This is a genomic window from Planifilum fimeticola, assembly GCF_003001905.1.
In the GTDB taxonomy this organism is placed as follows: Bacteria; Bacillota; Bacilli; order Thermoactinomycetales; family DSM-44946; genus Planifilum; species Planifilum fimeticola.
The window spans coordinates 13290-27424 of record NZ_PVNE01000016.1; the positions used below are offsets into that span (position 1 = coordinate 13290).

12 protein-coding genes are annotated in these 14135 nt (G+C 59.7%); 6 read left to right on the forward strand and 6 right to left on the reverse strand.

What is annotated here, in order from left to right:
• Positions 1 to 5 precede the first annotated feature (5 nt).
• The 3 genes from CLV97_RS10570 to CLV97_RS10580 all read left to right on the forward strand — a co-directional run bounded on the left by CLV97_RS10570 (position 6) and on the right by CLV97_RS10580 (position 3146).
• Positions 6 to 1301 carry a metal ABC transporter permease gene (locus CLV97_RS10570; RefSeq protein ID WP_106345500.1) on the forward strand — a complete coding sequence of 432 codons (1296 nt, stop codon included), beginning with the start codon at positions 6 to 8 and terminating at the stop codon, positions 1299 to 1301.
• Entirely contained in the window at positions 1298 to 2185 is an 888-nt protein-coding gene (locus CLV97_RS10575; protein WP_106345501.1) for a metal ABC transporter permease, read from the forward strand. Before CLV97_RS10570 ends, CLV97_RS10575 begins: the two co-directional genes overlap by 4 nt.
• A 178-nt stretch (positions 2186 to 2363) precedes the next feature.
• Entirely contained in the window at positions 2364 to 3146 is a 783-nt protein-coding gene (locus CLV97_RS10580; protein WP_106345502.1) for an alpha/beta fold hydrolase, read from the forward strand.
• Positions 3147 to 3203: 57 nt separating this feature from the next.
• On the opposite strand, the gene CLV97_RS10585 is transcribed toward CLV97_RS10580, so the two are convergent.
• The 6 genes from CLV97_RS10585 to CLV97_RS10605 all read right to left on the reverse strand — a co-directional run bounded on the left by CLV97_RS10585 (position 3204) and on the right by CLV97_RS10605 (position 9953).
• Positions 3204 to 4583 (reverse strand): DCC1-like thiol-disulfide oxidoreductase family protein, encoded by a 1380-nt coding sequence (locus tag CLV97_RS10585; protein WP_106345503.1) that lies wholly within the window; start codon positions 4581 to 4583, stop codon positions 3204 to 3206.
• A complete protein-coding gene (locus CLV97_RS10590) occupies positions 4580 to 5188 on the reverse strand; it encodes a DUF5819 family protein (RefSeq protein ID WP_106345504.1) in 609 nt (202 codons plus the stop codon). Before CLV97_RS10590 ends, CLV97_RS10585 begins: the two co-directional genes overlap by 4 nt.
• 334 nt (positions 5189 to 5522) lie before the next feature.
• Positions 5523 to 6254, reverse strand: a complete 732-nt coding sequence (locus CLV97_RS10595) for a hypothetical protein (protein ID WP_106345505.1) — start codon at positions 6252 to 6254, stop codon at positions 5523 to 5525.
• A gap of 159 nt (positions 6255 to 6413) precedes the next feature.
• Positions 6414 to 7379 (reverse strand): hypothetical protein, encoded by a 966-nt coding sequence (locus tag CLV97_RS18365; protein ID WP_211295730.1) that lies wholly within the window; start codon positions 7377 to 7379, stop codon positions 6414 to 6416.
• Entirely contained in the window at positions 7376 to 8185 is an 810-nt protein-coding gene (locus CLV97_RS18370; RefSeq protein ID WP_211295731.1) for a GNAT family N-acetyltransferase, read from the reverse strand. The genes CLV97_RS18365 and CLV97_RS18370 overlap by 4 nt, the downstream gene beginning before the upstream one ends.
• A gap of 1 nt (position 8186) precedes the next feature.
• Entirely contained in the window at positions 8187 to 9953 is a 1767-nt protein-coding gene (locus CLV97_RS10605) for an N-acetylglutaminylglutamine amidotransferase (protein ID WP_106345506.1), read from the reverse strand.
• Between the two features lie 502 nt (positions 9954 to 10455).
• Between CLV97_RS10605 and CLV97_RS10610 the strand changes: the two genes are divergently transcribed.
• The 3 genes from CLV97_RS10610 to CLV97_RS10620 all read left to right on the forward strand — a co-directional run bounded on the left by CLV97_RS10610 (position 10456) and on the right by CLV97_RS10620 (position 14082).
• A complete protein-coding gene (locus CLV97_RS10610) occupies positions 10456 to 11442 on the forward strand; it encodes a TAXI family TRAP transporter solute-binding subunit (protein WP_211295732.1) in 987 nt (328 codons plus the stop codon).
• Between the two features lie 133 nt (positions 11443 to 11575).
• Complete coding sequence (locus CLV97_RS10615) at positions 11576 to 12016, forward strand: DUF1850 domain-containing protein (protein WP_106345508.1); 441 nt, start codon at positions 11576 to 11578, stop codon at positions 12014 to 12016.
• Complete coding sequence (locus CLV97_RS10620; protein ID WP_245891476.1) at positions 11992 to 14082, forward strand: TRAP transporter permease; 2091 nt, start codon at positions 11992 to 11994, stop codon at positions 14080 to 14082. The genes CLV97_RS10615 and CLV97_RS10620 overlap by 25 nt, the downstream gene beginning before the upstream one ends.
• Positions 14083 to 14135 lie beyond the last annotated feature (53 nt).

A 14135-nucleotide genomic window follows, 5' to 3' on the forward strand; every position in this document is an offset into this window, starting at 1 on the left:
ATGGAATGGCCGCCCTTCGCACCTTTTTCACCGATCCGAACGCCCTGTGGGTTTTGGGAGGGACCACCCTGCTCGGCGTGAGCAGCGGGGCGATCGGCTCCTTCGCCTTTTTGCGAAAGCGCGGGTTGATGGGCGACGTGCTGGCCCACGCCGCCCTGCCCGGCATCTGCATCGCCTTTATGTTGACCGGTTTGAAGCACCCCCTGGTCTTTCTGGTCGGGGCGATCGCGACGGGAATTTTGGCTTCCCTGTCCATCAACGGGATCCTTCGCCATTCGCGCATCAAGGAGGACACCGCCCTCGCGCTGGTGCTGTCTGTCTTTTTCGGCGCGGGAATTGTCCTCCTCACCCTGATTCAGCAGAGCGGAGCGGGAAACCAGAGCGGTCTCGACAAGTTCCTGTTCGGTCAGGCCGCCTCCCTCGTGGATGAAGATCTGGCGGTGATGGGGGGCGTCTCCGCCCTGCTGCTCCTGATCTGCGCTCTGTTTTTCAAGGAATTGAAACTGCTCTGTTTCGATGCCGCCTTCGGCCGGAGCCTGGGTTTTCCGATGGGAGCGATCGATCTGTTGCTGATGACGATGCTGGTGATCGGCGTCGTGATCGGACTGCAGGCGGCCGGAGTCGTCCTGATGGCGGCCTTGATCATCACGCCGGCCGCCGCCGCCCGCTATTGGACGGACCGGCTGGACCGCATGGTGATTCTGTCCGCGCTGCTCGGGGGAGCGTCGGGAGCGCTGGGAACGGTGATCAGCACCTTTTCCCTTCACCTTCCCACCGGTCCGCTGATCGTCCTGGCCGCGACGGCCGTCTTCCTGTTTTCCCTCGTTTTCGCACCCCGGCGGGGACTTTTGGCCAAGGCGCTGAATCTGGCCAAAAACCGCGCGCGCACGGCCCGGGAAAACCTGTTGCGCACGCTGTATGAGGAGGGAGAGCGCACGGGGGAAAACCGGTTTTCCATCGCCGAACTGGAAACCGTCCTGGCCCTCTCCCGCCGCCGTTTGGCGGCCACCTTGCGCGCCCTCGCGAAGAAAGGGTGGATCGAGTTCCCCTCGGATACGGAAGTCGCCCTGACGGAGAAGGGATTGCAAGCCGCTTATGATATCGTTCTCCGGTGGCGGATGGTGGAGATGTGGCACATGCATGAAAGCCGGTTGGGCTCTCCCGGCGCCGATGTCGATTATCTCACCGAACGGATTCCCGTCGAGATCTTCAACCAGCTGTGGGATCTGCTGGCGGATCACGGTCGCCTGCCGAAATGGCAGCCGCTGGAGCCGGGGATGAAGGGGGGCAGGACGGGATGAGCGATTTATGGATCATTCTGACCGGCGCGCTGGTTGCCTCCGCCTGCGGATTTCTCGGCTGCTTTCTGATTCTCCGGCGGATGGCGATGGTGGGGGATGCCATCAGCCATGCGGTTCTGCCGGGGATCGCCGTCGCCTTTTTGCTCATCGGGAGCCGGGATTCGCTTCCGATGTTGCTGGGAGCGGCCGCTTTCGGCCTGCTGTGCACCTTTTTGATCCAGACGCTGCGCCGGCGCGGGGTGCAGAATGACGCGGCCATCAGCATCTCCTTCACCGCGCTGTTCGCCATCGGCGTGGTGCTCATCTCCCTCTATTCGCGCCAAGTGGATCTGGATCTCGACTGCGTTCTCTACGGGGAAATCGCCTACGTCCCCTGGGATGTCCTGATGGTGGGCGAAATCGCCATCGGCCCTAAGGCGGTCTGGGCCAACGGTATCGCCTTTTTCCTCAGCCTGGCCGTGGTCGGACTGTTTTACAAGCAGTTCAAGATTTGTGCCTTCGATCCCCAGATGGCTGCGGCCATCGGCATCCCGGTCACCTTTTTCCACTATCTGCTGATGGGCCTGGTGTCGATCACCACCGTTTCCGCCTTCGAAAGCGTCGGTGCGATCCTGGTTGTGGCCATGCTGATCGTTCCGGGGGCGACCGCCTATCTGCTGACCGACCGTTTGGGGCGGATGCTGGGTCTCAGCGTCCTGATCGGAACCCTCAGCTCCGCGCTCGGCTACGCCTTGGCCGTGTGGCTCAATGTCTCCATCGCCGGTGCGATGACGGTTGCCGCCGCCCTGCTGTTTCTCCTGGCGTTTCTGTTCTCGCCTCTCCACGGAATCGTCACCCGCCGGATGATCCTGCGGCGGCTGAAAGCGTCCGGCGCGGAAAAATGACCGGGAGCGCCCGATCGGTTGGCTTTCCCCTGACGACTGGGCCGCGGTTTCGGCCGCGCTCCCGCCGAGTACGGCAAAAAAAAGAACCTCCGCACACATGGTCGTCTTTGCGGATACTCACCCATGCATTCCGGGTGAGTATTTTAATTGAGACGACAAATGGAACGGAGGGATCGGCATGGGTTATTTTGTCTGTGTGGAACCGGGAGTGAGCCTGTACGTGGAGGACCTCAACCCTGCGGGAGAAAAGACCGTCGTGTTTCTGCACGGCTGGCCGTTCAGCCACAAACAGTTTGAGTACCAGTTCAATGTGCTTCCCGCCAAGGGATACCGCTTAATAGGGATTGACTGGAGAGGTTTCGGCAAGTCGGACAAACCGGCGAACGGGTACAATTACGACCGGCTGGCTGATGACATCCGGGAAGTGGTCGACGCGCTCCTGCTGGACGACTTCACCCTCGTGGGCCATTCCACGGGCGGAGCGATTGCCATCCGTTATGCGGCCAGGTATCGCGGTGGCGGGGCCTCCAAGCTCGTCCTCATGGACGCGGCGGCTCCCAGAGGCTTTACGAAAGGGACTGCCGATCAGCTTCTCGCCCAATCGCTAAACGACCGACCCAAGATGGTGCGGGGAGTGATCGACGACTTTTTCTTTCAGTATATCAGCAGGCCCTTTTCGGACTGGTTTTTCCAATTGGGCCTGCAAGCGGCGGGATGGTCGACGGCGGCGATCATCCGGACGCTGAGAGATGAGAGGCTGGATGCCGATCTGCCCAAAATCCATATCCCCACTTTGATCATTCACGGCGTGCACGACAAAGTAATTCCCTTTTCCCAGGCCGAGGAACTGAATCAAAAAATAAGCAATTCACGGCTGGTCCCGTTTCGGTACAGCGGTCACGGCCCATTCTGGGAGGAGCGGGACAAGGTGAACCGGCTGCTGATGAAATTTGTCGGATGATCTTCCTTCGTACGGTCTGAAGGACCCGCCCTGAGAAAGACCCCGCGCGAAACCGGGTCACTCGCCGAGGGTGACCGATTCCTTTTTCCCTTCTTCCAGCGAGCAATGTTTGCCGCACCCGCCGGTGAGAAGAATCGTGCGCCGGCTGGCGATGAAGTCGTAGGCTCGCTGGCCGATTCCGATCCATCGGGCGAGCAGGAGAAGGGGAACCGCCGGCCACAGGGGGAGGAGCCGGGTGGCCATCTGGATCACGGCGTCGATTCCCTCGGCGAATCGCCGCCCGTCCGCCGTGCTGTGCATGCGTCGTTCCGCCTTGTCTGCGTCCAGTCCGTACTGTTGGATGACGCCGGGTTCCCGGAAGGAAACGAACCGGATCAGGGAAAACCAGTCCAGCTTTTTGGAGGAGGCGACGCTGGCCCGGCACAGGGGGCACCAGCCGTCGTAAAAGACGATCATCTGCCTGCGCTGAACCGCGGGAAGGGCGGAGATTTTCTCCCCCAGGCGGCGGAACGGTCCGGCGGCCCTCGCTCCCACCCTCCGCGCGGCGGTGCCGATGAGGCGGTAATCCTTGTCGGTCAAAAGGATCAGCTCGCTTCCGATCATGATCCAGGAAAACCCGGTCAGTCCCATGAACAGGGCGATGCCCCCATGAAAGAGGATCGCGCTTCCCACGGCGATCAGTTTGGTTACACGGTTCAGGAGCAGAAAGGGAAAAGCGACCTGAAAGATCACAGTGGCGTAGCTCAGAAATACCAGAAGGAATTCCGACTTCCAGATCCATTCGCTGATCCCCGGCCAGTAGAATTCCTGGACGCGCATGGCGTAGTACAGGGCGGTTCCTTCCTGCCAGTAGGATCCCATCACTTTATACATCCCCGCCGTGAAGTACAGGAAGGCGAGCTGAACGACCGCGGCCAGGACGGCGGCGTTGTGAAGGACCGCCGACATTTCTCCGGCGATCCCCTTCTCTCCGGAAGAAGGCATGTTTCTTCTCCGGAGGGCGTCCAACGAGAAGCGCGCCCCCACCTGGGCGAACATCAGGTAAAACAGCTGGATGCGCAGGATGTTGTCTCCGCCGTTGGTGAGGTGGGGATTCCGGAAATAGAAGGACCAGAACAGGATGAAGGTGAGCACGCCGGTCAGGCGGGTGCGGTATCCGACCAGGTAGAGAAAGACGATGACAAACCCCGCGTGGTAGATCAGCTCGAAAAACCAGGAAGCTCCGCTCAGATGGAACAGGGTGAGGATCCCCCGGGTCTCGGCCATCTCCAGGAAGGAATCGTGGGGCAACAGGCCGCCGGGTCCCCACAAAAGGTGCCGTTCGGCATAATGGCTGATGAGATAAAAAAGCAGGAACAGGCCGTAGGCGATGCGGGCCAGGCTGACACCCGTGAGCAGGTGTTCGGTGGTGAGGAGGCGATACAGCTTCCGGATCACGGCTTCCGCCCCCCGGAGGCGCCCCGGGCCGTTTCCCGCACCGTCATCCAATCGGTTTCGTCAAAATAGAGGGTGCCCATTTGGTCGGGCTTTTCCCGTTCCGGATATCGCGGGAACCGATTGATCACGATCCGCACCTTGACCTGTTCCACATCCCGGAGTTCGTCATTCAGGGAGTGCAGGGCGATGCGGCGCAGCATCTGAAGGCCTTGGGCCTTCCTGTCCGGGTCCTCGCTCTGATACATCTTGATGGCGGAAGTCTGGAAGCGGAGGGCCCGGTCGCCGTTGAACAACCGGTTTTCCCACACGTCCCGAACCTGAGGCCGGGTGATGTCCTTCCACGGCGTTTCCCGTATTTCACCGGTTCCCGGATCGCGGTATTTCGCCTTGATCACGAGGGAGCGGTGCTGGGAAATCGGGTTTGGGGCAAACAATTGCCAGTTTTGAGCGAAGAGGGGGTCCATGTACCGCTGAAGGGGTTCAGAAAAGCGCCTCTTCAGCAGATTGTCGGGGGCCAGATAAAGAATGGTCATCAGGAAGTGGATTCCCAAAAGCAGCCCCAGCCCTCCCGCCCAGATCCAGACAATCCTGCGACGGCTGCGCAAACGGATCCCCCCAGTCGGCCGGCATATCCATCGTAACCATTGTAAGCTTTCTCATCCGGAGAGGAAAGGGAGGGGGAGGGTGTTCATAGATCTGTGCCATTTTGCGGAAAATTGCCGTCGGGCGGGACGGTCCGGCCCGGTGTCCCTTCGCGCCTTTCGACGGGGAGGAATCTTGTCGTCGGGGGCAGTCGGCGGGAGGTTCCGCGCCATGGACTGCGGGGGACGAGGCGTGCAACTACCGGACGATATCAGCAAACATTGTGAGGTCCGCGCGGACCATTTTTCGGACCCGCCCGCCGATATCACCTGATGAACTCCCTTTCCGGCTTGCGAGTCAAAGAGGCGACCGCGTTTTCGAGGTTGATTCCGCCCCAGGAAGGGATCCCGGATCGTCCCGCAGTCCCAACGCGGGATCGATGCCCAACCGGGCGAGGGCGTGGCGGTATTCCTCACGCAATTCGGCTTTCCCCCAAACCTTTGACCACAAGATCTTGGCCGCCTGTCCCTCGCGCCCCACATCCAGGCAGGCCGCCACCATCCGGATCCAACCGTCCGGCGGAGGGCCCAATCGCTCGTCGCCGGCTTCCCATCCGTCGACGATGTCCCGGCAGGATCGGTAGCGGTTGAGAAAGGGGATGACGTGGGTTTTCACGTATTCCCCCAGGGAATGGCCGAGGTCCGAAAGATCTTCTTCGTCGAACAGGATCCAGCGGGTATCCGCCCGATCCGGGCTGACGAGTCCCACGGACTGGTGGAGAAGGACATCCGGATCGTTCTTCATCTTCTTATTGTCCCCGAGCAGTCTTCGCATCTGTTCGCCGATGCCGGGTTTCCGGACGGTGATTCGGGGGCATATGTAGGCCAGAACCGGATCGGTCCGTTTGCGGGACATGCGGAAAGCAAATTCCAGCGTCTGGCGGCCGGACGAATTTCCCCTCCAAAAACGGAGGGACCCCCGCCAGGAGAACCCTTCCGGTTCAAGCAACGGCCAAATGTGTTCTTCCAAAACCGGTACCAACAGGTTTTTGACGTGCTGTCGCCTTTTCCGCGTCTTTTTAATGGTCATGACCGCTCTCCCTCAAATTTGGATCGCCCTTGCAGAATTCCTTGAGTCAAGGGGATAGGTCCCCTCTCGCCGGGGGATTTCTGCCGGGTTCGTTATCACGCCTTCGATTTGAATGGCCGTCTCTTTTTTCACAATTGTCTCAATATCGTGCAGGCCTTGTCAACCGGCCCGCTCCTGCGTCCTCTCCTTGGTTTCCGGAAAAAGGAAGTCGATGAACCGTTCCGCCGTAGGCTGGGGTTCATGGTTGGCCAGTCCGGGCCGTTCATTGGCTTCGATGATGGCGTATCTTTCCCCGGTAAAGTCGGGGACGATGAAATCGAAGCCGACGACGGGGATGTCGAGGATGCGGCTCGCCTCCTCGGCGATTTTCCGCAGCCGGGGGGACACCTGGTCGGTCACGTCCCGGATGGTTCCCCCCGTGTGGAAATTGGCCGTCTTGCGCAGGGGAACCGTTTTTCCCGCGGGGGGAACCGCATCCAGGTCGAAACCGGACTGCCTGACCACCCGGCGGGTCTCTCCGTCCAACGGGATTCGGGCTTCCCCGCCGGTCTGCTCCTGGAGCTTCCGGTTGGCTTCCTCCGCCAATTGACGGACGGTGTGACGACCGTCTCCGGTCACCCGGGCGGGGGTCCGCTCGATGGCCGCCACGAAGGAGTGGTCGATGGCGATGATTCGGAGATCTCTTCCCCTTACATACTGCTCCAAAACCACCTCATCCCCGCATTGCGCGGCGAAACGGAACGCCCGTTCCACCTCGTCGGGAGCGGACACATCCACGGTAATGCCTGTTCCCTGTTCGCCCCGAAGGGGTTTGACGACGGCGCTTCCCCATTTTTCCAGGTGCGTCTCCGCGGCGGAGCGGACTTCCTCCGGCTTTGCCCCCCGGCTGAGAACCACCTGTTCCGGCACGGAAAATCCCTCCCGCTTCAGGAGCCGGCGGGTGAGCGCTTTGTTTTCGCAGATGGTCATGGCGACGGCGGAGGTCCGGTCGGTGAGGGATTCCCGGCAGCGGATCCGCTTTTCTCCGTGTTCCAGGATAAACATGCCTGCCGCTTCGTCGATCACCGTCACCCGGATTCCCCGGCGCTTGGCTTCGTCGATGAGAATTTGCGCGTAGATGTTCACGGTTTGGGCCCTCCCGTGTAAAAGATCCGGTTGATTTCGTTTTTCCGTTTGACCGTGAAAACGGGCACTCGGCGGAAGCCGAGGGAGCGGTAGAGCCGGATGGCCTTGTGGTTGTCATGGAGAACGGACAGGTCCAGGTATTCCCGCCCTTTAGCCAGGTAATGTTCCGCCACGCAACGGACGAGGGCGCGGCCGACCCCCCGGGCCCGCCGGTCCGGGTCCACCGCGAGACACCAGAAGCTGGCCCCGTTTTCCGGATCGTTGAAGGCCTCCTTGTGGTCGATTCCCGTGATCGTGCCGATGATCTGCCCGTCGGCGGAGTCCTCGGCGACGAAATAGCTGAAGGTGTGGGTTTTTTGATTTTTCACGATGGTGGAGACGGGGCTTTCGATCAGGCCGCATTTCCGGTAGATGGCGTTCACCTGCTCTGCGTCCTCTTCTCCCCGGAGCAGGCGGATGCGGAAAGAGGACGGCCGTTTCCTGGGCATCCGGTAATGGTGCAGCCACAGGCGGTAGGTGTGGGAGGGATCGACGAACAGCAGGTCGGGGGCTTTAGCCAGCAGCACGTGATGGTTTTTGATGTAGATGGCCAGATCCCGCCTGCCCGCCGGCTCCGAGGAGAAGATGTCGATGATCCGGTCATGGTCGTCGAAGGTTTGGCCGAAAATCAGCCTTCCCCATCCGCAGGGGAGGGCGACGTTGCGTTTGATCCCCCGGGTTTTGACCGGAGGCGGTTCTTCGACCCATTCGGACAGGGGCGTTGAAAAGGAGCGCTTCAAATGTCGGACCAGCGTGCGCTGAGTCATGTCAACACCCCATTTCCTGGAGCCAGAATTCCAAGAGGGCGAGCTGCCACAGCTTGCTGCCTCCCAGCACGGTGATGTGCCGTTCCGGGGCGGCGAGCAGTTTTTCCACGTACGCCGGGCGGAACAGACCGCGCCTCCGCGCCCGGTCGGACAGGAGAATATCCCGGGCGAACTCCAGGTACTCTCCCCGCAGGTATTTCAGGGCGGGTACGGGGAAGTAGCCCTTTTTCCGGAAAATGATCTCGCGTGGAAGCAGGCGTTCCGCCGCTTTTTTCAGGATGGCTTTTCCTCCTCCGGACAGCTTGATTTCCGGCGGCATGGCGGCCGCCAGCTCCACCAGCTCGTGATCCAGGAAGGGCACCCGCGCCTCCAATCCCCAGCTCATGGTCATGTTGTCCACCCGCTTGAGGGGATCGTCCACCAGCATCACGGTGATGTCGAGCCGGAGGGCCTGGTCGACGGGATGGGAGGCACCGGGCGTGCCGAAGTGGTCCCGGACGAATTGTTTGGACCAGTCTTCCCCGTGATATTCCGGTTCCAGCGCCTCCAGGATTTCAAGGTGATCCCGGTCGAAAAAGGCTTTTTCGTAGCGGTCCGCCGGGTGGCCGGATCCGTCGTTTATCCGGGGATACCAGTGGTATCCCGCAAACACCTCATCGGCGCCCTGACCGCTCAGCACCACCTTCGTCTCCCGGCTCACCTCCTGGGACAGGAGATAAAATCCGACGGCGTCGTGGCTCGTCATCGGTTCGGCCATGTTTCGGATGCACTCCTGGAGGCGGGGGAGGAGCTGCTCGGAATCGATGAAAATCTTGCGGTGCTCCGTGCCGAACATCTCGGCGACCTGATCGCTGTAGCGGAACTCGTTTCCCTCTTCTCCGGCCACATCCTCAAAGCCGATGGAATAGGTCCGGAGGGACTCGGGTTCCATCCGGGCCATCAGGGCGACGATCAGGCTGGAGTCCACCCCCCCGCTCAACAGCGCGCCGACGGGAACGTCGCTCACCATCCGCCGCTTGACGCTGGTTTCAAGGGCGTGGAGGAGCCGTTCGATCCATTCCTCTTCACTCAAATTCCATTTTTCGTCGAAGTTCAGTTTCCAGTAGGTCTGCTTTCTTTTCCGCCCGTTCGATTCGATGACGAGCAGGGTGGCCGGCTCCAGCTTCCGGACATTCTCGAAAAGGGTCAGGGGAGCAGGGATGACGCCGTGAAAGGTGAGAAAGTGGTGGAGCGCCCGTTTTGAAAGCCGGGGGCGAACGACGCCCGCCCGCATCAGGGCCTGGATGTTGGAGGCGAAATAGAAGGTGCCGTTTTCATCCGCGTAATAGAGGGGCTTGATCCCCAATCGGTCGCGCCCCAGGATGCACCTCTTCCGCTTCCAATCGTAGAGGCAGAAGGCGAACATCCCCATGAGGCGGGTGACGAAGGATTCTCCCCAGGCGTGGTAGGCCTTCAGGAGGACCTCCGTGTCGCTGGAGGAGAAAAACCGGTATCCCAGGGCCGTAAGCTCCCGCTTCAATTCCCGGTAGTTGTAAATCTCTCCGTTGCACACGACGGAAAGCCCCAGCTCTTCGTCCACCATCGGCTGACGCCCTTTTTCCGTCAGATCGATGATACTGAGTCGGCGATGACCCAGGGCCACGCCGGGCCGGACCAGCCAGCCCTCATCATCGGGGCCGCGTCGCTCCAAAGAGGGGAGCATCGAGCGCAACTGATTTTTTTCCACCGGGTTCTCGTCCAGATCGATGATTCCGCAAATGCCGCACATGGGTCTTCACATCACTCCTCAATGAAAAGTTATGGGAATAGGAAAACAAAGCACCGATTGGAAAGGTGAAAGAGGGGAAAGCGGGGGTATTGAAGAGGTGTTTCGACGGATTTTTCTTCGTTCGGTCGGTGTTTCCTGTCAGATTTCGAAAAGAAGGGGGCTATGGCAGCATATAATGGGGGATGGGGCGGGTGCCCCGGTGATCGACTGGAGGAAATCATGGAAATCTCAATCGGTTATGTATTGCATGGATTGATTTTTGCATCAAACTTTGGTTTTGAAGGATAGGACGACAGGTACGGTATGTTATTTAACCGGAATCGAACCGGATCAAACGGGTTTTTTCAGGGCCGTTCAGGGGATCGATTATGCGGAATATTGAGAAATAAGAAATCGATTCCATTTACATGCAAATCGATCATATTGTACAATTATGCTGACAGTATATTGTATAATAAGTATGTTGTATCGGCTTGCATCGATCACAAAGGGGGTCATACAAGTGAAAAAGTGGTCCGTACTACTTACTCTTGCTCTCATTGCATCGGTCTTTTTGACAGCCTGCGGCCAAAGCGGGTCCGGTGGCGGTGAGAGTGGAGGAAGTCAGGATCTTTCTCTGGCGACGGGTAGTACCGGAGGCACCTACTATCCGTTGGGCGGTGCCATTGCCAACGTATGGAACAAAAATGTGGAGGGTGTGAACGTCACGGCCCAGGCGACGGGGGCGTCCGTCGAAAACCTGGCCCTTCTCGCCAAGGGGGAAGCCGATTTGGCGATGGTGGTCAACATGAACGCCGATGATGCCTACAACGGCCGGGCGGATTTCGAGGGCCAGAAGGTGACCAACTTCGGGGCGATCGGCGTCGTCTATCCGGAAGTGGTGCAGGCCGTGGTGGCCAAGGATAGCAACATTAAAACCGTTTCCGATCTCAAAGGGAAACGTGTCGCGGTAGGTCCCCAAGGAAGCGGCACGGTCAACACCACAAAACATATCCTTGAGGCTTATGGACTCACCTTTGACGATATTCAGCCCTTCTACGACAGCTTCGGCGATGCGGCCACCAAGCTGAAGGACGGCCAAGTTGATGCGATCTTCGGCTTGTTGAGCCTGCCGGCGTCCAACATCGAGGATATCACGACCGCCAAGGAAGTGCGCGTGCTCGAAGTGGACGACAAGGCGATGAAAAAATTGCAGGAAAAATACCCCTTTTACCAGCCGCTGACGATCGAGGGCGGCACCTACAAGGGGCAGGACGAAGATGTCCAGACGGCGACCCTGAAGGCCGTCATGTACGCCAACAATGATCTGAGCGAAGATCTCGTCTACAATCTGACCAAGACCATGTATGAGAAAAAGGACGATATCGCCAGCGCGCACCAGGCCGGAAACCAGATCGATCTGGAAAAAGCGTTGGAGGGTGTGACCACTCCGATCCATCCGGGTGCGAAGAAGTACTTTGAGGAAAAGGGCATTCCCCTGCCGGAGTAATCTGAATGGAAAAGCGCGGATTGAAACCCCGTCTCGGTTGGAAGAAGGGGGCCGCTCTCGGCCTCCTTCTTCTCCTGATGGGGCCCTTCTCGCTTGGTCCCTTTCCGGTTGGGCGGTGCTGGAGGTTGTGGACATGGACCGGGAACGCGTCGTGTTTTCGCGCTTGATTCCTGTCGGGGAAACCTTTTCCATGGTTCACACCCACTCCATCACCAAGCGCCCTGTCCGGGAAACATTCAGGGTGACGAAGGATCGCCGGATCGCCATCGTGGAGATGGAGTTCGACCATTTTGGAGCCAATCTGCCGGTCCGGCCGGAGAAGGACGGAAGCGGCATGACGGAGTTTCTCGTCCGGGACGGGAAATATGTGGTACGCTATGACGAAACCGTCTACCCGGCTCTGGATCTGCGGGTGGGACAGGTGGTCGCCCACCATCGCTTGCATTTCAACGACGGCACCACCGCCGACCTGGTGCGGCTTGCGGGGGGTGGCACCTATGTTCAAATTCGGGCAGGCTCCCTGATATCAGTGGTTGAGGAGGTGTTACCGTGGCAGATCAAGCGGCAAAAGTGACGGAAACCGCCAACGGTTCCAATGTGGAGCGCGTGCTGGAGAAATATGACCGGGAACATGCTTTCCGAAAAAATCTTGGAAAACTCAAATGGGTCGTCACCGTGCTGGCCGTCGGACTCGCCCTGTTTCAGCTGTACACGGCCTTTTTCGGAACCTTGCCCTCCCAGTTGCAGCGGGCTCCGCACCTGACCGTGGCGCTGGCCATTATTTTTCTGCTTTATCCCTGGAAAAAGGGAAAAACGGATAGCAAAGTATCCGTACTGGATATTTTGCTCGCCCTGCTCGCTCTGGGTACCGGCGCTTACCATGTGATCTACTATGATGAATTGGTGAACCGGTTTCTCTATACCGATCTGGATATCGCCGTCTCCGTCATCGGTGTGCTGCTGACCCTGGAGGCCGCCCGGAGGGTTGTGGGACTTCCCTTGGTAACTGTGGCGTCCCTCGCCTTGCTTTACGCCTATTTCGGGCCTTACATCCCCGGGTTTGCTCAACATCAGGGCTTCAGCCTGGAACGGATCAGCACCTTCATGTTTTTGGGGACGGAGGGGATCCTGGGTATTCCCATCGCCATTTCCTCCACGTTTATTTTTCTGTTCCTTTTCTTCGGCGTCGTGCTGCGCCATACGGGGATCAGCCAGTTTTTCAACGATCTGGCCTTTGCCATCACCGGGCGGATGGTGGGGGGGCCGGCCAAGGCGGCGGTGGTGGCCAGCGCCTTTCAGGGGATGGTCACCGGGAGCTCCGTGGCCAACACCGTCGGTTCCGGCAGTTTCACCATCCCGCTGATGAAGAAGACCGGTTATCGACCGGAGTTTGCCGCGGCGGTGGAAGCATCGGCCTCCACCGGGGGGCAATTGATGCCGCCGATCATGGGAGCGGCCGCTTTCCTGATGATCGAGTTCATCGGGATGGAGTACGGGCAGATCGCCCTGGCGGCGGCGATTCCGGCGGTGCTTTATTTCTCCGGTATTTTCATCGCCGTACACCTGGAGTCGAAACGGGTGGGCATCCTCGGCATGCCCGCCGACCAGATCCCCCGCCTCAAGGAAGTGATGTTGGATAGGGGATATCTGCTTCTGCCGCTGCTGGCGATCATCGGCGTCTTGATCATGGGGCAATCCCCCAACACTGCGGCCCTGATCGCGATCCTCATGGCGGTGACGGTGGGATTGTTCGAGGGCGGGTCGCTGAAACAGGCGCTGGTTGAGCGCTGGTACCTGCTGCTGCCCCTTTTGGGACTGCTGTATCTGGTGTTTAGCAAGGTGTCCGTTCCCGCCGTCTGGGGCGCCTTGGGTCTGCTGTTTGTCGCCTTTCTCATCCACCAATTCCGGCATTCCCAATTCACCTTTAGGGACTTGATCGCCGTGTTGGAAGAGGGGACCCGGACGGCCCTCGGAGTGATCGCCGCCTGCGGCGCCGCGGGAATTATCGTCGGGGTGGTCACCCTGACCGGGCTGGGGTTGAAGGTGGCCGGGGGCATTATCGAACTGGCCGGGGGCATCTTGATCCTGACGATGTTCTTCACCATGATCGCCTGCATCATCCTGGGAATGGGCGTTCCCACCACGGCCAACTACGTCATTATGGCGACGATGGCGGCCCCGGCGATCATCAAGTTGGATCCGACGATTCCGCTGATCGCTGTGCATCTGTTCGTCTTCTATTTCGGGATCGTGGCCGACATCACACCGCCGGTGGCGTTGGCCGCCTACGCCGGCGCGGGCATCGCCAACTCCAACCCCTTCAAGACGGGAGTGACGGCCACCAAGCTCGCCGTCGGCGCCTTCCTCATCCCGTACATCTTCGTCCTGAATCCGGTGTTGGTGTTGGAAGGGGCCACCTGGTGGAACGTCCCCCTGGCGGTGGCAACCGCTTTGATCGGGATGTTCGGAGTCAGCGGTGCGATGCTCGGATACTTCCGCACAAATTGTAACCTGTTGGAGCGCTTCATCCTGTTTGCCGGCGGGATCAGCCTGATTGATCCCGGATTGGTCACCGATGTGATCGGGATCGGGATTCTCGCCCTGATCTACTTCCTGCAGGCCCGGAGATCCGCCCGGTAACCGCCGGGCAGGTCAACATGTGAGCAGACGGCTGCTAAAAAGGGAGGCTCCTG